24 protein-coding genes and 1 pseudogene are annotated in these 22,962 nt (G+C 40.8%); 13 read left to right on the forward strand and 12 right to left on the reverse strand.

Annotated features, from left to right (window positions below):
* Positions 1-2: 2 nt before the first annotated feature.
* Genes glpE through ACJMKR_RS04515 form a run of 5 tightly spaced genes read left to right on the forward strand, consistent with a single transcriptional unit; the run spans position 3 to position 2,799 of the window.
* Positions 3-320 carry a thiosulfate sulfurtransferase GlpE gene (gene glpE, locus ACJMKR_RS04495; protein ID WP_423063960.1) on the forward strand — a complete coding sequence of 106 codons (318 nt, stop codon included), beginning with the start codon at positions 3-5 and terminating at the stop codon, positions 318-320.
* Between the two features lie 20 nt (positions 321-340).
* Positions 341-1,318 carry a quinolinate synthase NadA gene (gene nadA, locus ACJMKR_RS04500; protein WP_423063961.1) on the forward strand — a complete coding sequence of 326 codons (978 nt, stop codon included), beginning with the start codon at positions 341-343 and terminating at the stop codon, positions 1,316-1,318.
* A gap of 10 nt (positions 1,319-1,328) precedes the next feature.
* A complete protein-coding gene (locus tag ACJMKR_RS04505; RefSeq protein ID WP_423063962.1) occupies positions 1,329-1,703 on the forward strand; it encodes a (2Fe-2S) ferredoxin domain-containing protein in 375 nt (124 codons plus the stop codon).
* Complete coding sequence (locus ACJMKR_RS04510) at positions 1,694-2,524, forward strand: DUF2797 domain-containing protein (protein ID WP_423063963.1); 831 nt, start codon at positions 1,694-1,696, stop codon at positions 2,522-2,524. Before ACJMKR_RS04505 ends, ACJMKR_RS04510 begins: the two co-directional genes overlap by 10 nt.
* Before the next feature lie 59 nt (positions 2,525-2,583).
* A complete protein-coding gene (locus tag ACJMKR_RS04515; protein ID WP_423063964.1) occupies positions 2,584-2,799 on the forward strand; it encodes a CBU_0592 family membrane protein in 216 nt (71 codons plus the stop codon).
* 41 nt (positions 2,800-2,840) lie between these two features.
* Here the strand turns inward: ACJMKR_RS04515 and ACJMKR_RS04520 are convergent, their stop codons facing one another.
* Together ACJMKR_RS04520 and hemW are read right to left on the reverse strand one after the other, a co-directional pair.
* Complete coding sequence (locus ACJMKR_RS04520) at positions 2,841-4,409, reverse strand: FAD-dependent monooxygenase (protein WP_423063965.1); 1,569 nt, start codon at positions 4,407-4,409, stop codon at positions 2,841-2,843.
* 297 nt (positions 4,410-4,706) lie between these two features.
* A complete protein-coding gene (hemW, locus tag ACJMKR_RS04525) occupies positions 4,707-5,855 on the reverse strand; it encodes a radical SAM family heme chaperone HemW (protein ID WP_423063966.1) in 1,149 nt (382 codons plus the stop codon).
* A 78-nt stretch (positions 5,856-5,933) separates the two neighbouring features.
* Here hemW and nudE point away from each other — a divergent pair, with 78 nt between their 5' ends.
* From nudE to ACJMKR_RS04560, 7 genes are all read left to right on the forward strand, one after another.
* Positions 5,934-6,485 carry an ADP compounds hydrolase NudE gene (gene nudE, locus ACJMKR_RS04530; RefSeq protein ID WP_423064187.1) on the forward strand — a complete coding sequence of 184 codons (552 nt, stop codon included), beginning with the start codon at positions 5,934-5,936 and terminating at the stop codon, positions 6,483-6,485.
* The gene (cysQ, locus tag ACJMKR_RS04535) at positions 6,478-7,314 is read left to right on the forward strand and encodes a 3'(2'),5'-bisphosphate nucleotidase CysQ (RefSeq protein ID WP_423063967.1); all 837 of its coding nucleotides are present in this window, start codon (positions 6,478-6,480) and stop codon (positions 7,312-7,314) included. Before nudE ends, cysQ begins: the two co-directional genes overlap by 8 nt.
* Entirely contained in the window at positions 7,311-8,300 is a 990-nt protein-coding gene (locus ACJMKR_RS04540; protein WP_423063968.1) for a malate dehydrogenase, read from the forward strand. Before cysQ ends, ACJMKR_RS04540 begins: the two co-directional genes overlap by 4 nt.
* Before the next feature lie 63 nt (positions 8,301-8,363).
* Entirely contained in the window at positions 8,364-9,212 is an 849-nt protein-coding gene (gene fabD / locus ACJMKR_RS04545; protein WP_423063969.1) for an ACP S-malonyltransferase, read from the forward strand.
* A 221-nt stretch (positions 9,213-9,433) separates the two neighbouring features.
* The gene (locus ACJMKR_RS04550) at positions 9,434-10,546 is read left to right on the forward strand and encodes a patatin-like phospholipase family protein (protein ID WP_423063970.1); all 1,113 of its coding nucleotides are present in this window, start codon (positions 9,434-9,436) and stop codon (positions 10,544-10,546) included.
* Positions 10,547-10,685: 139 nt separating this feature from the next.
* Positions 10,686-12,299, forward strand: a complete 1,614-nt coding sequence (gene abc-f, locus ACJMKR_RS04555; protein WP_423063971.1) for a ribosomal protection-like ABC-F family protein — start codon at positions 10,686-10,688, stop codon at positions 12,297-12,299.
* Between the two features lie 405 nt (positions 12,300-12,704).
* Positions 12,705-13,226, forward strand: a complete 522-nt coding sequence (locus ACJMKR_RS04560; protein WP_423063972.1) for a phosphatase PAP2-related protein — start codon at positions 12,705-12,707, stop codon at positions 13,224-13,226.
* Here ACJMKR_RS04560 and ACJMKR_RS04565 read toward each other — a convergent pair whose 3' ends face one another.
* The 4 genes from ACJMKR_RS04565 to ACJMKR_RS04580 all read right to left on the reverse strand — a co-directional run bounded on the left by ACJMKR_RS04565 (position 13,227) and on the right by ACJMKR_RS04580 (position 16,946).
* Positions 13,227-14,360 carry a GNAT family N-acetyltransferase gene (locus ACJMKR_RS04565; protein WP_423063973.1) on the reverse strand — a complete coding sequence of 378 codons (1,134 nt, stop codon included), beginning with the start codon at positions 14,358-14,360 and terminating at the stop codon, positions 13,227-13,229.
* Positions 14,311-15,588, reverse strand: coding sequence for an aminotransferase class I/II-fold pyridoxal phosphate-dependent enzyme (locus tag ACJMKR_RS04570; RefSeq protein ID WP_423063974.1), 1,278 nt, complete (start codon positions 15,586-15,588; stop codon positions 14,311-14,313). Before ACJMKR_RS04570 ends, ACJMKR_RS04565 begins: the two co-directional genes overlap by 50 nt.
* Before the next feature lies 1 nt (position 15,589).
* A complete protein-coding gene (locus ACJMKR_RS04575) occupies positions 15,590-16,576 on the reverse strand; it encodes an NAD-dependent epimerase/dehydratase family protein (protein ID WP_423063975.1) in 987 nt (328 codons plus the stop codon).
* A gap of 175 nt (positions 16,577-16,751) precedes the next feature.
* A complete protein-coding gene (locus ACJMKR_RS04580; protein WP_423063976.1) occupies positions 16,752-16,946 on the reverse strand; it encodes a hypothetical protein in 195 nt (64 codons plus the stop codon).
* Positions 16,947-17,181: 235 nt separating this feature from the next.
* Here ACJMKR_RS04580 and ACJMKR_RS04585 point away from each other — a divergent pair, with 235 nt between their 5' ends.
* Positions 17,182-18,030 carry a type III polyketide synthase gene (locus tag ACJMKR_RS04585; RefSeq protein ID WP_423063977.1) on the forward strand — a complete coding sequence of 283 codons (849 nt, stop codon included), beginning with the start codon at positions 17,182-17,184 and terminating at the stop codon, positions 18,028-18,030.
* Between the two features lie 752 nt (positions 18,031-18,782).
* Here the strand turns inward: ACJMKR_RS04585 and ACJMKR_RS04590 are convergent.
* The 6 genes and pseudogenes from ACJMKR_RS04590 to ACJMKR_RS04615 all read right to left on the reverse strand — a co-directional run bounded on the left by ACJMKR_RS04590 (position 18,783) and on the right by ACJMKR_RS04615 (position 22,823).
* On the reverse strand, positions 18,783-19,742 hold the full coding sequence (locus ACJMKR_RS04590; RefSeq protein ID WP_423063978.1) for a patatin-like phospholipase family protein: 960 nt from the start codon (positions 19,740-19,742) through the stop codon (positions 18,783-18,785).
* 19 nt (positions 19,743-19,761) lie between these two features.
* Positions 19,762-20,097: pseudogene (locus ACJMKR_RS04595) on the reverse strand (hypothetical protein); the annotation flags it as partial.
* Positions 20,098-20,157: 60 nt separating this feature from the next.
* Positions 20,158-20,364 carry a hypothetical protein gene (locus tag ACJMKR_RS04600; protein WP_423063979.1) on the reverse strand — a complete coding sequence of 69 codons (207 nt, stop codon included), beginning with the start codon at positions 20,362-20,364 and terminating at the stop codon, positions 20,158-20,160.
* Entirely contained in the window at positions 20,364-20,597 is a 234-nt protein-coding gene (locus tag ACJMKR_RS04605) for a helix-turn-helix domain-containing protein (protein ID WP_423063980.1), read from the reverse strand. Before ACJMKR_RS04605 ends, ACJMKR_RS04600 begins: the two co-directional genes overlap by 1 nt.
* 10 nt (positions 20,598-20,607) lie before the next feature.
* Positions 20,608-21,135, reverse strand: coding sequence for a DUF2975 domain-containing protein (locus tag ACJMKR_RS04610; protein ID WP_423063981.1), 528 nt, complete (start codon positions 21,133-21,135; stop codon positions 20,608-20,610).
* 119 nt (positions 21,136-21,254) lie between these two features.
* Positions 21,255-22,823, reverse strand: a complete 1,569-nt coding sequence (locus tag ACJMKR_RS04615; RefSeq protein ID WP_423063982.1) for a tetratricopeptide repeat protein — start codon at positions 22,821-22,823, stop codon at positions 21,255-21,257.
* Between the last annotated feature and the right edge of the window lie 139 nt (positions 22,824-22,962).

Consider the following 22,962-nt stretch of genomic DNA (forward strand, 5'->3'; position numbering starts at 1 on the left):
CTATGTATAAACAAATCTCACACACAGAAGCAGAGCAATTGATCAACGAGCGGGAGGTTGTGATTGCGGATGTGCGAGATCAGGATAGTTATGACAACGGACATATTACCAATGCGATCCATTTGTCAGTCGCTAAAATGCAGGACTACTGTGACCATGCGGACAAAAACAAGCCCGTGCTCCTGTACTGTTACCACGGCATTAGCAGTCAGTCGGTGGCACAGCACTTGGTAGAGCAGGGTTTTAAAGAAATATATAGCTTGATTGGTGGATTTGAGACTTGGAAGATACATCATCCGACATCGGATGCAAATAAGTGACCGAGCCACAATACTAAATCATGTCAGTACCATTATTAACAGAGCGCAAGGACGCAATTGATCGTTTACGTCATTTGCTGAAAGCTGAAGACGCGGTTGTTATCGCGCATTATTATACGGATCCAGAAATTCAAGAACTTGCCGATGAAACAAACGGCTTCGTCGGTGATTCGCTTGCCATGGCTCAATTTGGATCTGAATCGACGGCATCGACACTAATGGTTGCTGGTGTGCGTTTTATGGGTGAAAGTGCAAAGATAATTAATCCCGAAAAACGTGTTTTAATGCCAACTTTAAAAGCCACTTGTTCGCTAGACATAGGTTGTCCGATCGAAAAGTTTTCAGAATTTTGTGATGAACATCCTGATCGCACCGTTGTTGTCTATTGTAATACATCGGCTGCCGTAAAAGCCCGTGCCGATTGGGTTCTGACCTCATCCAATGCTATCGATATCATTGATCATTTGGATTCGCAAGGTGAGAAAATATTATATGCACCGGATAAATATCTTGGTAGCTATATTAAAAAAATGACTGATGCCGATATGATTACGTGGGAAGGTGCTTGTATCGTTCATGAGGAATTTAAAGCGCAAGCGCTTGCAGAATTGAGAAAAGAATATCCCGATGCGGCTGTGTTGGTGCACCCAGAATCACCGCCTTCGGTGACTGAACAAGCAGACGTTGTGGGTTCAACGTCGCAATTATTAAAAGCTAGCCAAGAACTAAACAATGAAATGTTTATTGTCGCCACGGACCGTGGTATTTTTTATAAAATGCAACAAGCATCGCCTTACAAAACATTTTTAGAGGCACCCACGGCGGGTGAGGGTGCCACTTGCCAGAGTTGTGCACACTGTCCTTGGATGGCGATGAATAACTTGGTGAACTTAGAACAGTCTTTATTAACAGGGAGCGAAGAGGTATTCGTGGAGCCCAATATTGTTGAGAAGGCAAAAATACCTTTAGATCGTATGCTGAATTTTTCAAAGGGTTGAGGGAGCCAACATGAAATCTGATGAAATTTCTGAACTTCAATGCAAAGTTGATACACTAAAATTAAGGAAGATTAAGCATCATATTTTTCTATGTTGTGATCAAAATAAACCAAAATGTTGCCCTAAAAATATTGGGTTGGAATCTTGGGCGTATTTGAAACAGCGTCTGAAGGAGCTTGAGCTCACTGGTGATGGTGGAATATATCGTACAAAAGCTGATTGTTTGCGAGTTTGTTGTCAGGGCCCGATTGCGGTTGTTTATCCGGATGGTATATGGTATCACTCTTGTACACCGGAAGTCATTGAGCGCATTATCCAGGAACATTTCATTGGCGGCAAACCCGTCGAAGAGTATATTTTAGTAAAAAACGATCCATGCAAATAATTACCGGTACATTGCGAAAAATGAAAGGCGTTGCAAACTCACCGGTTGAGTATGTGTTTCGTGTAGGTGATCATGAGCTTCCTTTCAATGAAACGCTGGATAAAACCATTTATCTTCGACACACCGGGGAAATTTATTGCATTCAGTGCCGTCGTAAAACCAATAAAAGTTTTCAGCAAGGATATTGCTTTCCCTGTTTAAAACGATTATCCGAATGCAATTTATGTATCATTCATCCAGAGCGATGTAACGTTGAACAAGGAACGTGTCCTAAAGACGATTGGGCGCATGCGCACTGCTATCAAAGTCAAATTATTTATTTGGCAAATTCATCCGGATTAAAAGTGGGTATTACGCGGGAAACGCAAGTGCCAACACGCTGGATTGACCAGGGGGCTAAGCAGGCCATCCCCATTTTTAAAGCGTCAAATCGCTATCAAGCTGGCGTTATTGAAGTCGCGTTGAAAGCGTTTGTGTCGGATCGTACCAATTGGCGAGCGATGTTAAAACAAGATGTTGAGCATATGGATTTGATCGGTGCGCGTGATGAGTTGTTACAACGTGCAGAAGGTATGTTGAATGCAGCAATGGAAGAGTTTAACGACGACGACATTACTCCCATCTTAGACGCAACAGTTACAGAGTTAAGCTATCCCATATTAAAATATCCGCAAAAGGTCACGAGTTTGTCACTTGATAAAACGTCGACGATTGAAGGGCGTTTGCAAGGTATAAAAGGCCAGTATTTAATTCTCGATGTGGGAGTTCTTAATGTCCGTAAATTTGGCGGTTATGCCATCGAGTGTGGAGTCAGTTCATAATAAGTCATTTTTTTGCAGAAAATTTCAACGTTATCGGGATTATTGGTGTCATCTTGGTTTTGTTAGCCTATTTGTTGTTGCAAATCGATAGGCTTCAGCAAGATAGTATCACCTATTCAGCAATGAATTTAGTCGGTTCCTTTTTAATTTTAATTTCTTTATTTTACACGTGGAATTTGGCTTCTGGTATCATTGAAATTGCCTGGCTGCTCATCAGTTTATTTGGGGTTAGTAAAGCGATTTATTTACGCTTTAAAACAGTGTCTCGTGATTGAGAGGGGATTTCAATCACTATGCCACAATTAAAATTCTTTATTTAGAAAATATGATTAAGAAAACGCTCTAGCTTTTCTCGGTTTAAAACATTATCACAATACGCAATATAATTATCTGGGCGTATTAAAAAAACGCCAGCATACTGAACATTATAACGTTTATGCAGCGCTAGATTTTCATCGATAATGCAATTTTCAATAGGATCTTTTGAAATAACACTCACCTTAATTACGCCAGCATACGTGTCACGCAGCCACTTCACGATGCTCGTGATGTTGGCAATTTCTTTTTCGGTTGGATTGAGACCGGTAAAAAATAAAATATTATGCTGAATGCCTCGCAACACATCAAAAAGCCATCGATTTTCAGTAATAATAACATCCGGTGCTCTTTCACCAGCTTGCGGTGACCTTGAACTCATGGCAGATTTATAAAAAATAATTGGGCTCAGTTTGTACTGGATAGCCAGTTGAGACACTTGCATTGTTACTTTTCGCACAAATACTCTCTTGCTAGTGATGAACTTGACTATATGGTTTCGAATCCACACAAAAAATGGATTACCGATGAACATCATCTTGGTCATACGTTCGGTTGTCTTCACGATGTTTTCGATGACCGGATGACGTTCGGGGTTGTAACTCTCTAATAAGGATGGCTTTGCTTTGCCTTGAATGACGAGCGCTAATTTCCACGCGAGGTTATAGGCATCTTGTATGCCGGTATTCATGCCTTGGCCGCCGACAGGTGAATGTACATGTGCGGTATCACCGGCGAAAAAAACGCGGCCATGTTGCATGTGTGAAATGACTTTACTATGTATCCAAAAAGGGAAAATGGACGTTGTTTCAGTTATTTTAAATAATCCGTGACTGCGTTTTTCTACTAAGGTTTTGACTTGCTGCTCTGAAATTGTTTTTGCCTGATCGCCATCGACATTGGTGGTAATGCGGTATCGACCCGTTGTAATGGGAAAAAAGGCGATTAATTTTTTGTGCCCTAGAAAAACGTGTAATTCATCAACGGGGAAATTAGTGTCAACTTCTGCATCTGTAACAATAAATGCTTGTGAAATATCTTCGCCTGGAAATGGGGCGTTCAAACTTTTCCGTACCGCGCTGTGAATGCCATCGCAGGCGACCACGTAATCTGCCTTAACGTCTTCTTTTTTATTGTCAGCATGCTTTAATGTTGCCATAACCTGTTTTGAATCCTGCGTCATCGAAATGAGTTCAACACCGTGCTCAACTTGATGACCTAATTCATTTAATCGCTCGTCCAAGAGCTTTTCGGTTTGGCTTTGGGGAACCATTAGCGCGAATTTGTACATTGAGTCCAGTTGATCAAATGTGACATGTCCAATTGTCTTGCCATCAGCGTGTATCATGACGGCATGCGTTTTATTACCGATACTCAGAAAACGATCGACAATGCCCATATCGTCAAATAACTCAAGGGTGCGTGCTTGAATGCCAAGTGCATTAGAGGTTTGTGTTCGCTGTGGTTTTTTGTCAATAATGCGAAAGTCAATGTCGCGACGCGCGAGTTCGCAAGCCATTGTTAAACCGGTAGGGCCGGCACCGACAATAAGAACTGAAGTTTTATCCATGGAGTTTATTGTACTGAAGCCTGTGATTGGATGATAGGGATAACTATCCGTAGCCATCCCCATCAAACCATCACAAAGAACTTCCTGGTATTAAATCCTGCGGTGCTTCCATTCCCCGCTTCCTTGAATTGCTGTCCTTATGCCGTCCTGGCGGGGAAGATCCTATGTGCATAAATAATAGACAAGGCAAGGGCTGAAGGATAGTAGCTAGATGTGATTGGTGATGTAAGATATTTCGCACAGAGAAGCAGCGTTTGTATGTATCGCGCATGCCCTTCGGGCTTTTATTGCTCATAGTCATAGGAAGAGTTGAAGCACCTCATTCAAATAGCGTTTTCCCATAGGGGTTGTGATAAGTGAGTTATTCTCAAGCAGCAAAAATCCATTGTCTTGTGCCTGAGTCAGTGGTGCTTTAATGGTTTGTAAATCAAGGCCAGTTCGCTCAATGAATAAATCAATAGTAATGGGTTTTTGTAAACGCAGGGCATTCATCATAAATTCAAGTGGCAATTCTTGCGGCGTGATAATTTTTTTATTGGCCACAAAAGATTGAGTTGGGTTTAAATAATCTTTAGGACTTTTTACATTCCAATGTCGGGTAATAGTCCCAGTGTTTAAATCTGTCAATTTGCTATGTGCGCCAGCACCGATACCAATATAATCGCCAAATTCCCAATAGTTAATATTGTGACGACAATGATGATTTGGTTTTGTATAAGCGGATACTTCGTAATGTTCAAACCCACAGTCGTGCAATAACTGTTGGCCTTGATCTTGAATGTCTGCAAGTAAATCATCTGGCGGTAATTGAGGTGGAAATTTGTGAAAATAAGTATTGGGTTCTAGTGTGAGTTGATACCATGATAAGTGAGTGGGTGTTAATGCTAATGCCTGTTTTAAATCAGACAATGCTTCTTGAACTGTTTGTTCAGGTAACCCATGCATGATATCTACATTAAAATTATCAAAGCCAGCGTTTTTTGCAATATCAACGGCGCGAATAGCTTCTTCACTCGAATGAATTCTTCCCAATATTTTTAATTTTTCATTTTGTAAACTTTGAATGCCGAGCGACAAACGATTAATGCCTATGCTGCGATAGTCTTTAAATCGAGATTGCTCGACGGTGCCGGGATTGGCTTCCATGGTAATTTCAACATCCATTGAAAAGTCTAAATACTGCTGTAATTGTGTGAATAAAGTTTCGTATGATTTTGCGGAAAATAAACTCGGTGTGCCACCCCCAATAAAAACCGAATGAATTTTTCGCTTTTCAATGACCGCTAAATTATTTTTTAAATCCGACAGTAAGGCATTGATATACTCTTTTTCTGGCAGCTCACCACGTACTGCGTGCGAATTAAAATCGCAGTAAGGACACTTTCGAATACACCAAGGGGTGTGGATATAGAGGCTCAGTGGCAGATGGGTGGATGTATTTTTCATAGGGGATAGATTTTACCATGCTTTTGGTTCGATGCATTTCGCGTTAAACTAAGAGCCTCGTTATTGCATCAAAACAGGATGAGGCCGATGCCGAAGAAACCAGAATTACTTAACTCCACGATATTGGCTCAAAGCCGCCTATTTGATATTGAAGGCCTGCATCTGCGTTTCTCAAACGGTCAGGAGCGCCATTTTGAGCGCATTCGTGGCCATGCGAACGGTTCGGTAATGATCGTGCCGATGTTGGACGATGAGACCGTGCTGTTGGTTCGTGAATATAGCGCGGGAGTTGATGAGTATGTGCTGGGCTTTCCAAAAGGCGCTATGGAGGTAGATGAAGACCTGTTAGTGACCGCCGATCGCGAATTAAAAGAGGAAGTTGGTTATGGCGCTCGCGATTTATCCATTATTGCACGATACAGCGCATCTCCCGGTTATATGCACTCGATGATGCATGTTGTTTTAGCAAAAAACCTCTATCGTCAGATTGAAAGCGGCGATGAACCAGAGCCCATGGAAGTTATTCCCTGGAAACTCAATAACATAGATGAGTTATTGGCAAATCCGGAATTTCATGAGGCGCGTAGCGTTGCTGCTTTGTTCTTAGTCGAGAGAAGCCGACATGGGTGATGAAGAGTGGATGCAATGGTTAAAACCCGTCATTTTACTCGCCAAAGAAGCCGGCGCAGGGATTCTAAATTATTATGGGCAGTCGTCTGATCAATTAAATGTTAGTCGCAAACAAGACAATACGGTATTAACTGAAGCTGATTTATCCGCTCATGAAATTATCCAAACGGGTTTAAAACAATTAACGCCTGATATTCCGTTGGTGTCGGAAGAAGATGTAATCGCCCCTTATTCAACGCGCTCGCAGTGGTCGCGATATTGGTTGGTCGACCCTTTAGACGGAACACGCGGATTTATCGAAAATCGAGATGAGTTTACTGTTAATATCGCATTGATTCAGCATCGTCGACCCGTTGTCGGTATCGTTTACGCTCCCGTTATGAAATTGCTTTATTTCGCGGTGCAGGGTGAGGGAGCGTATAAACAAATAGCAGATCAAGATCCCGAAGCTATTCGTGTCTCTCGCATGAATTGGCAGTCTTTTCGTGTGCTACTGGGTCATTATTTGCATTCGTCTCGATTGCTAAATTTATTCAAAGACATACATGAATGCCATATCATTCGCCTCAATAGCTCATTGAAATTTTGTTGGATTGCAGAAGGAAGAGGCGATATTTATCCGCGTTTTGGAGAAACCAGCGAATGGGATACGGCTGCATCGCAATGTATTTTGGAAGAAGCAGGTGGTGTCATAGTTGATTTCGACGGCGAAGCGCTGCAATATAACACTAAAGATTCGCTCGTCAATCCACCGTTTGTTGCTATGGGGGATCCTACCCAAGCTGCAAAAGTTATCACACTTATCAAAGAGAAGAGGAGACAAAAGTGACAAAACACGTAAAAGTTGCTGTGAGTGGTTCAGCAGGTCAAATTGGTTATGCTTTATTGTTTCGCTTAGCCTCGGGTCAAGCGTTTGGTCCTGATGTCACTGTAGATTTACATTTATTAGAAGTTGAGCCCGCATTACCTGCGTTGAAAGGTTTAATCATGGAGTTAGAGGATTGTGCATTTCCTTTATTGCGCAACGTAAAAATGAGCGCTGATCCAAATGTTGCTTTTAAAGATGTAAATTGGACGATTTTAGTCGGTGCTGCTCCTCGCAAAGCAGGTATGGAGCGCTCCGATCTTTTAGAAAAAAATGGTGCTATCTTTAGAGCGCAGGGTAAGGCGATTAATGATAATGCGGCTGATGATGTGCGTGTATTTGTTGTTGGTAATCCTTGCAATACAAATTGCTTGATCGCGATGAATAATGCACCGGATGTTCCCAACGATCGTTTTTATGCGATGACGCGCCTGGATCAAAATCGCGCGATGGCACAGCTTGCAATTAAAGCGGGCGTAACCGTCAACGACGTAAAAAACATCAATATTTGGGGCAATCATTCTTCCACACAATATCCCGATTTTTACCATGCCATGATCAACGATAAACTGGTCACCGATGTTATTAAAGACGAAAATTGGTTAACCAAAGAATTTATTCCCATTATTCAGCAACGTGGTGCGGCTGTGATTAAAGCACGAGGTGCGTCTTCTGCTGCATCCGCTGCCAATGCTGCATTAAACAGCGTCTATAGTTTAGTGCACGATACACCTACTAACGAAAGTTATTCGGTGTGTTTATGTTCTCAAGGGGAATACGGTGTGGATGAGGGGTTAATATTTTCTTTTCCATGTCGCACAAAAAACGGCAAAGTGAATGTCATCACCGATATAAAACATAATGAATTTGGTCAAGAAAAATTAAAAGCAACTTTAGATGAGTTACGCAGTGAACGAGATGCTGTTAAAGAATTAGGATTAGTCGATTAGGAATAACTATTCGCTTTGGTGCTGAACGTTTTCTGTTACGATAAATTTTTTAAGAGGGTTAATATGGTTGCTTATGTTTTTCCTGGACAGGGTTCACAAAAAGTTGGAATGGGGCAAGATTTATTTACAGCATTCCCTGACACTGTCAGGCAAGCTGATGACATACTAGGTTATTCTATTGTTGATTTATGCACAAACGATCCTAATCAAAAGCTCAATCAAACCCAATTCACACAACCAGCACTCTATATTGTGAATGCATTGGCTTATTATCAGAAACGAGAAACAGATGGTGTAAAACCTGATTATGCTGCGGGTCATAGTTTGGGTGAATACAATGCGTTGTTGGCCGCTGAGGTTTTTGATTTTGAAACAGGGTTGAAATTGGTCCAAAAACGTGGTGAATTAATGAGTCAAGCGCATGATGGCGGCATGGCAGCCGTAATTGGTTTAAGCGCAGACCAGCTAAATCAATTATTCCAAGAACATCATTTTTCTTCATTATGTGTTGCAAATTATAATACTTATAATCAAATAGTCATTGCGGGTTCGAAAGAGGAAATAGATCAGGCTGCCTCGGTTTTTAAACAAATAGAGGGCGTGCGATTTTTACCCTTAAAAACTAGTGGGGCCTTTCATTCACCATTCATGAAAGAAGCACAAAAACAATTTGAACGTTTTATTTCAGCATTCTCGTTTTCTTCCCCTAAAATCCCTGTTATCGCGAATGTAACTGCAAACCCTTATAAATCAGACGATGTGGCTGGATTGTTGTCAGAGCAGATTACGCATCCTGTCCGCTGGGTGGAAACAACCGAATATCTTATCGCACAAGGGGAAACAGATATCGTAGAAATAGGGCCGGGTAACGTCATAACGAACTTGATTCGACGCATTCGTAATAAGCAGTGACAAAAGGTTCTCAATTGCTTGCGTATCAGGATTGGGTGTCCTGTTTTTCGGGAATCAGCATCCCTGGCTGCTAAGTACCTCCATCGTACTTACGCCCGCAAAACAGGACCCTCAATCCCTATGCCGCAATTGAAATTTCTTATTGTAAGCGGAACGAATATAGTCCTTACGGTTATGCTAGAGTATGATTATGGTCTGTCATTCACGATAGGGATGCAAGAATGAAACGAGCCATTTTCCTTTCAGGTGGTGGAGCACGCGGTGCTTATCAAGCGGGTGTCTTAAAAGCCATCGGTGAAATACTGAATACCCCAAAAATTCCTTTTCAAATTGTGAGTGGTGTCAGTGCCGGCTCAATCAATGCTGCTTATCTTGTCAATCATGCCGATAACTTTTCTGCGGGGATGAAAGATCTCGCTGAGCTCTGGTCGCAACTGCATTGCGGTAAAATTTTTCGTGTCGGAAATTTATCGTTGACACGTTCTGTTCTGCGAAATATATCCAGCATGATTATTCGTTGGCCAAAGGAAGGTGGGCAATATTTATTAGATACAACTCCGTTAAGGGAACTGCTCGATGAGCATTTAGACTATTCAAGAATAAATCGCAACTTTGAACAAAATCTACTGTCATCATTTGAAGTAGCTGCCACCTGTTATGATGCGCCTGAAACAGTTTCATTTATTCAATCTAACGAAGAGATTAATCACTGGGAAAAAATTCGTCATTCATCGCGAGTTACAAAAATACATTCTGACCACATCATGGCATCTGCAGCTTTTCCCTTGTTCTTTCCTGCCATAAAAATAGGTGTTTATCATTACGGCGATGGTGGTCTGCGACATTCGAATCCATTGCGCGCAGCAATTCGTCTTGGAGCCGATTCTATTTTAATTATTGGTACTCGACGCGTCACCGTGACGAGAACAGGCATTCACACGGCACAGCCAGGTGAGGTAACTTTTGGGAAAGTATTAGGAACAATGTTGAATGCGCTTTTTCTCGATAACTTGGAACGAGATTTAAATATGTTGCTCCACATCAATACAAAACTTGACTTGATCCCTGATTTTGAGCGCAAAGCAGAGCTGTGGAAAAAAATAGATGTTTTATTTTTACGTCCCTCAGAAGATCTCGGTGAAATGGCTGAGGGTAAAGAGAAAGTACTGCCATCGTTTCTACGCTATTTACTGAATGCATTTGGATCGTCTACTCATTCCGGTGACTTTTTAAGTTTCTTGTTATTCGAATCTATTTATTGCAGGGAGCTGGCTGAGCTGGGTTATGACGATGTGATGGGGCAGAGAGAATCGATCGAGCGGTTCTTTGCGTAATTAGATCACACTGTGCTATAATAAAGGCTGTTTTTCACTACTCTTACGAGGTATTAGTCCCGTGCGTAATTAATCTTTTTCATAGTGGCTTTGTATGACGAACGAAGCCTGGAATTCACCTTCTGAAAAGAGATCAAGCATGGCGACAACACCTCAAATCATTCTGAACAATCTATCCTTTCATTTGGATCAAACTCCAGTTCGATTCAGCGGGGTCAACTTAACTTTTGAATCGCTAAAGTACGGTATTGTCGGGCGCAATGGTGTCGGCAAAACGACCTTTCTTAAATTAATACTAGGAAGGTTATTACCGGATAGCGGCACCGTGCTGAGTTCAGGGCACATTATTTATAGTCCACAGTCACATACCTCTATCGATCGCTTTGCAACGATTGCTGAAGTTCTAGAGGTCGCCTCAATTTTACAGGCTATTAAGCGAATTAATGATGGCAGCATTAATGAAAATGATTTTGAGAGAGTGCGTGATCAATGGGATATTGAAAAACGTATTGAAGATGCGCTTAGTGCGTTTAATCTATGGCCGATGGATATTAGTCAGTTATTTCATGAATTAAGTGGTGGGCAAAAAACCAAGGTACTACTTGCCAAAACGTTAATATTCAAAGCCGATTTTATTCTCTTTGATGAGCCTACCAATAATCTGGATGCAAGAGGGCGTGATGTTTTATATCAATATGTTGAAAATTCACTGAAAGGAATGCTCATCGTTAGCCACGATAGAGCTTTATTAAATCGATGTGACAGAATTATTGAAATAAACACAAAAGGAATTGATCTCTATGGTGGAAATTACGATTTTTATAAAGAACAAAAAAAGATAAAGCAGCAAGCACTAGAACAAGAAATACAAGCACGTTCTGAAATTTTAACAAAATCAAAGCAGGCTATACAAACTCGGATGGAACGGCATCAACAACATGAATCTCGTGGGCGAAAAGAAAAAATAAAACAAATTAAAGGAAAGGGTAGTTACAACAAAATTGAAATCAAATCAAAAAAGGGCAGAAGTGAAAGTACCAATCGCCGTATTAGATTGCAAGCTGACCGTAAATTAACAGTCGTAAATGCCGAGTTATCAGCAGCTCTTGCTAAACTTGAGGTGCAAGAAGAATTAAATATAAATCTTGAGAATACAAAAATTCCGAGCGGCAAAACTGTTATCCAGATTGAGAATCTCTATTTTGGCTATGATAAAAAAGAGAGCCTCATTAATGATTTCAATTTAACACTGGTAGGGCCGAATCGTATTGCTATCATGGGTCCGAATGGATGTGGGAAGTCGACGTTAATCCAGCTCATCAGAGGATTGCTATCTCCTTGTAGAGGTAAGATAAGCATCGGTGTCGATAGCATTGCCTATCTAGACCAAACAGTTAGTTTTCTGGACTCCAATACCAGCATTGTTGAAAACTATTTACGATTAAACCCAGATGCTAAGCCTTTTGATGCTTATTTTGCGCTAGCTTCTTTTAAGTTTCGTAATAAAGAGGCAGAAAAATTGGTGAGTCAATTGAGTGGTGGTGAAAGAATGCGGGCAGGTCTTGCTGTGAGTCTCATGGCATCCCATGCCCCAAAAATTATTATTCTTGATGAGCCGACGAATCATCTTGATTTAGAAACTATTGAAGCCGTTGAAGAGGCCTTAAACCTCTATCAAGGAGCGATTTTAGCTGTTTCGCATGATGATACCTTTTTAGAAAATATCGGGATTAAACATAAAATTTCTTTATAAATAAGAGTGCCTCTTGAAATCTATTTTGAGCTAACTACATAGCGTTCAATTGCAGTAAAGAGCTTAGAATTAATGTTTTGCGGTGGTAAAAGTACTATAGAGGTACTAAGTAGCCTACAGATGGCACCTCCCGAAAACACAAATATCTTCTCGTATTGGCAAGCAATTGAAAATCGAAACGCCTGAGCAACCCAAAAGCTTGCTAGGGACTTGGATGAAACTTGACAAGCAGTCAACGTCGCCTACAATATACCGATGGAATATAGCTGGAAACAGGTCTTTCAATCCAATCTCAAATATCTTTTTTTGGGAACGCTAATCTTTCTATTTGTTTTTCAGCAGATTAATCTGCATATACTCGTATTTTTCCAGCATCGACCCGAGTCGATCATACCGTATGACCCCTTGCTTAGATTCATCACGCCACGCCCGATTAATTTTGAGCTGAATTTATTTTCTTACGCAACCTTGTTGCTGTTATTGTTGTATTTATTGAGACAGCCGCGTGTATTGCTGATTGTTTTGCACGCATTACTAATGATGTGGATGCTGCGCTGGTTTACTATGTATTTATTGCCTTTAGCAACGCCACCACATAAGGTGCCGTTGGACGATGTTATTGCCTATTCTCATTATACTATTTCGCGTGACTTGTTTTTCTCTGGCCACACAGCCACATTAGTCATCATGTTATGTGCAATCAAAAATCGCTGGGTATTTATTGGTGCCGCTATGATGACCTTGCTGGTTATTGCGCTGTTATTGATTGGGCATCAACATTACTTGTTAGATATTATTTGCGCGCCATTTTTTGCTGTTATTTGTTATCAAGCTTCCGCACGTTTGAGCCAATTTCTCGTGCCGTTGTTATTACACAGTAAAAAAGAAATACCCGAGTCTGAAATTATAGATAAAATCGCTGAATAATTAGAGCGGCATTTCATAGATGCGATAGGTTTTGTAGCATTTTGCACCGAGGCTCTCGATGGCGGAATTCATCGCATAATTATTTTCTAAGATCCAGGATAGTTCTGCTGCACGTGCGTTTAATTCACGCATTACGGCTTCAGTTTTTTGATACAGAATCGGCGCAAGCCCAGCGGCTTGGTATTGTTTTTTGACGCCTAGCGTAATAATGCGATAGGTATCGATAGACGGTTTTACTTTTGTAAACCACAACAGTTTTATGAGGCCAAACGGCAGTAACCGACCATTGCGAATGCGTTTGGTAATTTGATTTAAATTGGGTACGGCGAGGCTGAAGCCAACGGGTTCGCCATCGACTTCCACCATGACGCAGAGTCGTGGATCAATAATTGCTTTGAGTTCTTTTGACATGTGGTCGAACTCAGCGCGTGTCATCGGCACAAAGCCCCAGTTTTTTTCCCAGGCATTGTTATAGATTTCAAATAATCGATCCACTTCATTTTTAAAATCTTTCAGGTTTAACGAACGAAAGGTATAGCGTTTTTGTGCAATTTTTTTATTGGCAATGCGCACACGGCGTTCATCAACGGCATTGTCTTTTGTCGTGCCTAACCATGCAAAGAGATCTTTTGCCTTATTGAAACCATATTGGTCGACGAGTTTGGCATAATAGGGTGGGTTCATCGGCATCATAAAATAAGGTTCGTATTCAAAACCTGAAACTTGCAGGCCGCATTCATGGTTAGTGGATGGATTCATGGGGCCGCGTAATACATTCATGCCGTTTTCTTCACCCCATTTTTTTACGGCATTGAATAGTAACTGGCTCACCGCTTCATCTTCAATCGCTTCAAAAAAACCCCAGAAGCAAGCTTTTTCATGGTGAAAGCTGTTGTGATTGTCGTCGATGACACCGGCGATGCGTCCAACGCAACGTTTATTGTCGTACACATTCCACATTTTTAATTGGCTGTGTTGATAAAAAGGATTTTTTTTAACATTGAGGTAATCCTTAACTGCCATCCGCAAGGGCGGAATCCAGTTGGGATCTTGTTTGAATAATTTCCAGGGTAGGTTAATAAAATCACGAAACTGCGGCTGTGTCTTTACGCATTTCAATGTCAGGTTTTTCATGAGTGCATCCCAAATAATTCCATATTTCAATAATTGCTTTAGCAGAGTAATCCAGTTGTTCTTTTTGATGGCTGCAGTTAATGAACAAACGTAATCTCGCTTTATTTTTTGCAACGCTAGGGAAAATTAAAGGATAAACTAAGATCCCTTTTTCTTTTAATAGCCAACAAAATTCAACAGCTTTGTCACTATCGCCAACCATGATTGGAATGATGGGTGTATTGTGATTTTCACCGATATCGACATTTGCATTTTGCAGCGCTGTTCTCATATAACGTGCATTATCATGTAACTGGGTAACGCGCTCAGGTTCTTGTTGTAATAATTTTAACGAGGCCAAGGCGGCTGCGGTGTTGGCGGGTGTAATACCGGCGGAATATAAAAATCCGTCTGCATTGAATTTTAAAAATTCGACGAGCTCTTTCGAGCCAGCGATATAGCCACCACAGCTAGCGAGTGCTTTGCTCAATGTGCCCATCCAGATGTCTACATCGTTTGGATCTATACCAAAGTGCTCTTGGATGCCACGACCGGTTTTACCGAGTACGCCAAATGAGTGAGCCTCGTCAATCATAAGGCTTGCATCATATTGTTTTTTGAGTTCGATAATTTTTGGGATATCTGGGATATCACCATCCATGCTGAATAATCCCTCAGTACAGATGAGCGCTCGCTTGTATTCACCACGATACTTTTTCAAAATTCTGGCAAGATCATCAACATCATTATGTGCAAATGGGTAACAAGTTGCACCCGAATATTGTGCTCCTAATAATGCACTGTTGTGAGTCAACGCATCGTGCACGATGAGATCCTTCTTGCCGAACAGCGTTGTAATTGCGGCAATGTTTGTCGCATGACCAGCGGTAAACACCACACTGTCGTCTACATTTAGCATGGCAGCAATGGCTTCTTCAAGTTCGTGATGGATGACTTTTTCACCCGAAACAATACGGCTAGCTGAAACAGAAGTGCCATACTGTCTAATGGCTTTAATCACTGCTTCAATGACAGCCGGATCACCAGAGGTATTTAAATAGTTATAACCCGAAAAATTGATATACTCTTTAGAATCCATGGTTAGGGTTGCGTTGGAAGTATCAACGCTTTGCATAAAATAGAAATCAGCATATTTTGGGTACTGCTGTATTCGAGCGATAAATTTTTTATAGAGTGGAAAATTTTTAAGCATGGAATTTTTTGATATACCTTTACCAAGTTGACTCACTTTATATCCATCCTTGTTGTTTATACCAATTTAACGTTTTTATTGCCCCGGTGTTCCAATCGGTGTTTGCAGCCCAGCGGAGTTGTGTATTCGCAAGTTGGCTGTTACAACTCCAGTCTTCCTGCACCAACTCTTGTAATTTATCTTTCCCTAGCATCGTTGGTTTTTTCAGCAAAGCTGCATACTTATCAACAATTCCCAATCCAAATTTTAACGCTTTCGTTGGAATGGGGACGTTAAATAGGCGCCTAACATTTAGGGCATCCTTGAGAACCCCGATTAAATCATGAATTAAATAGGCATGTCCATCATCGATGAAATAACTATTGCCACTATTTTTATCATTTTTCATAGCGTGCATTATAGCATTTACAGCGTCTTCTACATAAATCACGCTAAGTTTTTTATTTTGCGACAAAAAGCTTGGCCAAATGCGCCATGATACTAATTTGAACAAAATAAGGCATTCACGATCGCTTGGACCGTAGATCGCCGGCGGGCGCACAATAGTAATAGGTAATTGATTTATAAAGCGCTGAATACGTTTTTCTGCTTCGAGTTTGCTCTTGCCGTAATTGCTCACTGGACGAGCTGCTTCTATGGGCATACTTGCTTGTTGACCCACATTTGGACCCATTGCTGCCAGACTTGAGATGTGTACAAAGCGCTTGATTTGGTGAGTTGATTTTACAACGGCTTCCAGTAAGTTTTCTGTGCCCTGAGCATTCACATGATAAAACTGTTGGGGATGGTAAGCTTTGACCAGTCCTGCGCAATGAATGACATAATCCACCCCGTCGAGGGCCCTAGAAAGCGCGTCAGGCTCTCGTATATCCCCAAGAGCCAGTTCTAGATTAGCTACGTTCGATAATTTGGAAACGGATGTTTTTCGAACGAGTGCACGAACGCTATAGCCAGATTTGATTAAAAATTCAACAAGGTGAGAGCCTAAAAAACCCGTGGCCCCTGTAACTAATACTTTCTCCATTTAAAACCCATCGTAAATTTGGACACCGTTTGAGCACGGTACATCATACCATTTAGAGAGATGATTATGTAATATTAAATGCTACAATCATAAAATATCGAAATGATCATTGCAGGGAAGATATGACTAGTTACATAACCGCGATTGGTACCGCTCTGCCGGAGCGCAGAGCGTCTCAAGAGGAGGCGGGCACATTAATTGCTGACGCGATGGAATTAAGTCCAAAGCAAAAGAAAATATTGCATTGGATGTATAAAAAGGCAGCGATCGATGCGCGCCATGGAGAGCGAAGCGAAGGCGCGTATTCCGCGGTAGGCTCGGATTTTTTGCCGAGCGTAAGCGACTGCAAAAAATCTTTACGAGCCGTCAAGTCATTTGAGAGCCCGTGCGTAGTCGAGCCGTGAGGTCGCGGAGCGCGGGCGACGAGGACGTCCGCGGCTATTTAAGTTGTCGCGTATTGCGAGTCGATTATTGACAGGGATGGCAATAATCTATCACGAGCATCGCGACACGCTTGTGATTATCGTCACTCTGTGGTGAAGGGTTTTTCAGAGCAAAAAAACGATAATACGACATTATCGTTGACCGCAAGCACAGCAACGCGAATGCGCCTTTACGAATTATATGGAAAGCCACTGGCTACAAAAGCTATTCAAAATGGTATTCCACAAGAAAAATTAGCAACCATTTCGCATTTGATCACGGTCAGTTGTACCGGTATGTATGCGCCTGGTTTGGGTATCGATCTTATTAAAGCGTTTGATTTGCCGCGTACAATAAAACGCAGCGCCATAAATTTTATGGGATGTTATGCGACTTTTCCAGCATTAAGGCTGGCGAATTCGATTTGTACCGCGGATCCCGATGCAAAAGTGCTTATCGTTGGTGTTGAATTATGTACATTGCATTTGCAAAAAGAATACAATGAAGATAATTTATTTGCGAGTGCTATTTTTTCGGATGGTGCGGGTGCATTATTGGTAGAGTCTCAACTCACGGCAGCGAGCAATTTAAAGCTAAATCATTTTTATTCTAATATTATTCCTGATGAAGATAACAATATGGCTTGGTACATTCGTGATCTAGGGTTTGATATGAAGTTATCTGCGTATATCCCACACTTATTAAATACGGGTATTCGCCCTTTATTGAATGGATTGTTTGAGAGTTTGCGAATTAAAAAGAGTGAAATTGATTATTACGCCATTCATCCGGGTGGTAAAAAAATTCTAGAGAGTATCGAAGATTGTTTAGAGATTGAATCGAAAAAAAATCAGCAAGCCCATGAAGTTTTACGCGCGTGTGGCAATATGTCATCGGTGACTATTACGTTTGTGTTACAAAAAATATTACAGAATATGCAGCAACAAGAATCAATAAATAATATCCTCACTATGGCGTTTGGTCCCGGTTTAACGTTGGAAGCAGCATTACTCGAGACTTGTTATGTTTAGGGGTTGATCGATAATTTCGGCCCAATGGAATATTATAACTAATTGATATTAAATGGAAAATTGATTGTACTATACTTTTAGCTAGTCAAATTAAACCAGTAACGTTCAGGAGAGGGATATTATGAAGACACTAGTAAGAACAAATTATACGAAATGGTACATGCTTATTGGATTATTTGTTTTAATCATCGCCTTTGCTGGCACTTCGTTGGCTGCTCATACAATTACAGTTACCGTGGGCGTGAGTAAAAATTTAGTGGCAAAGCATCCTGTTAGTGCCATTGGCTATTCAATCGATGCGCGCCATGGAGAGCGAAGCGAAGGCGCGTATTCCGCGGTAGGCTCGGATTTTTTGCCGAGCGTAAGCGACTGCAAAAAATCTTTACGAGCCGTCAAGTCATTTGAGAGCCCGTGCGTAGTCGAGCCGTGAGGTCGCGGAGCGCGGGCGACGAGGACGTCCGCGGCTATTTAAGTTGTCGCGTATTGCGAGTCGATTATTGACAGGGATGGCAATAATCTATCACGAGCATCGCGACACGCTTGCAATAATGATAGAGGCCATGGTGCTTTGGGTAGGACTTACAAAGGTAGCGGACCTGCGGGGGCCAAGTATTCATTTGGCTTTAAGAGTAAAGGTAAGAGTATTAGTTGCGGTCCTAAGGGAGGCGTTACATTAAACCAAAATAGTACCGTTGTTTTTGACCTTAATAGTAAGGGTCAATGTGTGTTATCAATCACTAAAAAATAATGAGTTAGAAGTTTTTTGATCGCGTATCATCTTTTTTGGATGATACGCGATTTTTATTTTTCAATGGAATATTTTTTTCTGCTAATAGTCGTTTAATTTTAGGTATCACCTTCTCAGCGGCGTGATAACCGGCTAAATACATCGGATATTTTTTTCCTAAATCAAACGTGCCGACTTCACCTAATTTAGGATGAATAACAATCGTTGCATTTTTTTCGCTATATTCGGTGAGTTTTTTCCACATGATCGCGTAGGCTCGAGAATAGATACTGACTGCATTGATCGGTACATGTTGCGGCAACTGCTCGGCAATATTAATAGCAATAATAATGGTTGGGTGTAATTTTTTAGCGAGATCAACTGGGATAGGGTTGGCAACGCCACCGTCTATCAGGACATGACCGTATAAATGCACCGGCTGAACGGCACCCGGTAGTGCAGCAGAAGCTAAAATCGCCGGTGCAACAGGACCACTTTCGATAGGATAGGTGGTTCCTGTTTTTAAGTTGGTTGTTGCCACAATTAACTTTGTTTTTAATTGCCGAAACGTTTTAGCACGCATATTACGCAGTAAAAACTTTTCTAGATGATAGCCTTCGATGAGGCCACTCGGACTTAAAATATTGGATACGTCGGCAAAATCCCAAAAACTTGCATGCATCATAATATCATAGGTTGTTTTGGGGTTATTATTATCTGCATATAAAGCGCCAACAATACAACCCGCGCTTGCACAAACAATAGCATTAATGGGAATGCCGGCTTGATATAGTGCTTGCAACACACCTAAATGGGCATAACCACGTGCGCCGCCACTTCCGAGTACGATGACGACTTGTGGTTTTATTTTTAATTTAACGGGAGGTGGAGGGGTTTGTGGAATCGTAATGTCCGGTTTTATGCCTGCACACGATGTAATGAGCAGGCTTAACATTAAGACAATAGTTGCTCGTAACTTTGACATCACGATCCCACTAATTTTCTTAGCTAAAGTGATAGGTCAGACCCGTGCTCACCAAGCCTGCACTAGCAATACCGTAGACAAAGCCTTGGTATTGAACAGTTAAATCAAGCTTTGGTGTGATCGCATATGCCATACCTATACCAGTAAATGGTAGAACAATGTTCGGCGAAGAGTGTTTACCAACCGTTTTATCTTTTAGATTAACATCTGCATACGCTACACCCAATTTAAATAAGAAGCTGAAATTATTTTTAATGGGTAAGGTGTAGCGCGCCACTAAATAAGGTACGTTAGCATTTGTATATTCAGAATGGTTTTCTGCTGTTTCAAATGTTGCATAACTTTGTATGAAACCACCTTCTAGTGCCCAATGATAATTAAAGTTATATCCAAGTGCTGCACCCCAGCCCCAACCTCAAAAACCTTCATGACTAAAGCTACCGGCAGATGAAAAAATACCGAGATAGTATAAGTTGGTACCGATATCACCTTCGGCATAAAGACCGGTATGATGATTCCAATGTGTATCGGTGCCTTGTGAATTTGTTGCTGTATTTGCAAAAGCGGCACTCATTGAAAGGCCACAAATGGGAAGTAATAAAAGGGGAGCGTATTTACGCATTATTTTTCTCCTATGTTTTCGTATGTGTTTTCTGGTATAAATTCTAAAATATCACCTGGTTGACAGTCCAAATAATTACAGATTGCCTCTAGCGTTGTCAATCGAATTGCTTTCGCCTTACCTGTTTTTAGGGTTGATAAGTTCTGAGGGGTGATGCCAATAGCATCTGCAAGCTCATTGGATTTCACCTTACGCTTTGCAAGAACGATATCTAAATTAATGACGATAGCCACCCATAAACTCCTAGACTGTAAGGTCTTGTTCTTCTTTAAGTTTTGCAGCTTCTTCCATAACCCAAGCGATTACGAATAAAACAATGCCGATAATGAGCCCGCGTAAGTTGCTGATATCAAATTGAATCGCGAGTCGCGTGTGGTCTGTGAAATGAGTCAGAACGTAACTCATTAATATATCGTAAAAAGGGTGAATAATTTCCCAAATTAAAATGGTGATGCCAACGATCTTAAGGCAACGTGCGCTGTTGATACCAAAAATATTCCCTCTCTCAAAGTGCTTAAACATGCATGCAAGGCTATAGAGAATAATCATGCTGGCTGCCGTTGGGATTAAGCTAGTGAGAAAGCCGTAGCATTTGACCTGAGGGGGTAGTTGATTGAGGTCTGGCACAACGCCGGGCAGCAGCCTGAGGTTCAGTGATGTAAAAAAAGGTGTATTTGTGAGCCAAGAGACGAGAACCACAATCGGAGCTACCCAAAAGAGAATGAGTAGGATAGTTCGGGAAATTTGGCTGACAGTTCTGATTCTGTCCACTAGCAGGGCTCCGTGTTACATGTTGATATAGAGCACGATAACATGCGAGTTATCGAAAAACAATAATAAATTATCAATTTTCAATAAAAATTTACTGTTTCATAATAAATCTTTTGTTATCAATGTCTTGTGGCTTTTCGTGAGGCCTGTTTGATAAGCTCTTTAACCTGTCTGGCTCTCGGCTTGAACTCGAGGGCCTTATTTAAGTATTCGAGCGAGGCAGAGTACTCTTCCAGATAAAAATGACACAGTCCAATATTAAAAGCGGATTCAAAGCCGACTTCAAAATGTTTTTCGGATAAATGGTAGTATTTCAACGCTTCATTGAAGTGATCGAGTTCGTAGTAAAACAGACCCAATGCAAAGTAAATATCATCGCAGCCGGGCACATAATAGAAATTATCGTAAACTTTAGGCATGTTTTTCAGTAAATAATCAGCCATTTCGGCATCGGGATCGTTGAGCAGCTCTACAAGATCAGCATGAACATTGTGAAAAACGAAGGGATCCCATTGAGATAAGGATAAGAAAGAAGCTAATGTTTTTAATTTTGCATCTTCGATGGTGTCATCGATATGCTCATACAAAATGAAAAAATCAGACGGAGAAAATCCTTCGATCGACTGTTCTAATGCTTGTTTCGTTTCCGATAGATTATCTATTGTAAAACCACTTGTAAAAACTGCGCTGCTTAAACCATCACGAGGAGTTTGATAGAAGCAATCACCCTGTTGACGTTTAAAATAATTTCCAATGGCATGATAGTTAACCATGACAGAAAAACTGCCGTGAAAATCAAGCTCTGGATAATCTAAATCTTCCAATTCAGATAAGGTTGAATATCCTTTGTCAGAGGATATGATAAATAATTTATTATTACTGATTTTTGTTAAATTTTGTAAACAACGAAGTCCGCCAATAGGAAATAAAAAATTGGTATCTTTTAACAAATTTTTATAGTCAAATAAAATATCATCAAGATGTTTATTGTTGTAATAGCTGTTACTTATTTCATTTTCATGATACTCAATTTTTACTTTTTCCCAATCGCGCGGTTTATTATTGTTAAGATTACTCTTTGGAGTTTTAAGTGATATCAGTGCTTCTTTTAGCGTATTATTTTCGACGACAAATGTGTCATTAACGATGCTGTCAAAAATATAGTTGGCAAATACGATGAGGGGGTTTTTGGTGACACCAGCAGTTAATGTAATGCCACTCTCATACAGTTTGATTGATTCATCATGTTCGAGATCATAAACAGCATAATCTAGTAATTTTTGTTCGCGATAAGGTTGCAAAGTGGGATGGTCTTTCCAAAAATTGACATTATTTTCCGTAAAATCACTCATGATATATTGAATTTTAATATCTTGCATTTGAAATGCATCACGAAGTGCGACTAATTTTTTCATGACGTGAAAGCTAAACTGTCCTGTGCCCGTGCCTAATTCCAAAATATAAAAAGGGTGCTGTATTGCATCTGGATGAAGTTTGATCCAGTCTTGAATAAAACGAATAACGAGTTGGGCATAACAATCACCGATAAAAGGATTGCTTGTTATATAGAAGGGCACATCACCACCCCAAGCCTCAACGCCTTTTTGGTCATAGTATTCACGTTGACCGGCCCAGATTTGCGATTCCGAAAAACGTTTGTTTTCTTCGATGGTAATTTGTTTGCTCAACGAAATATCCCCATTTATTTAATAAGCTAGAAGTATGCTAACGAATAATAGTAGACTCTGCAACTGTAGCAGAAATTAGTATCGGTATTTTAATTGCAGCAGAGAGCTTGGGGTTACTGTTTTGCGGGCGTAAGTACAA

Source organism: Candidiatus Paracoxiella cheracis (assembly GCF_049348705.1).
Classification (GTDB): Bacteria; Pseudomonadota; Gammaproteobacteria; order Coxiellales; family Coxiellaceae; genus Paracoxiella; species Paracoxiella cheracis.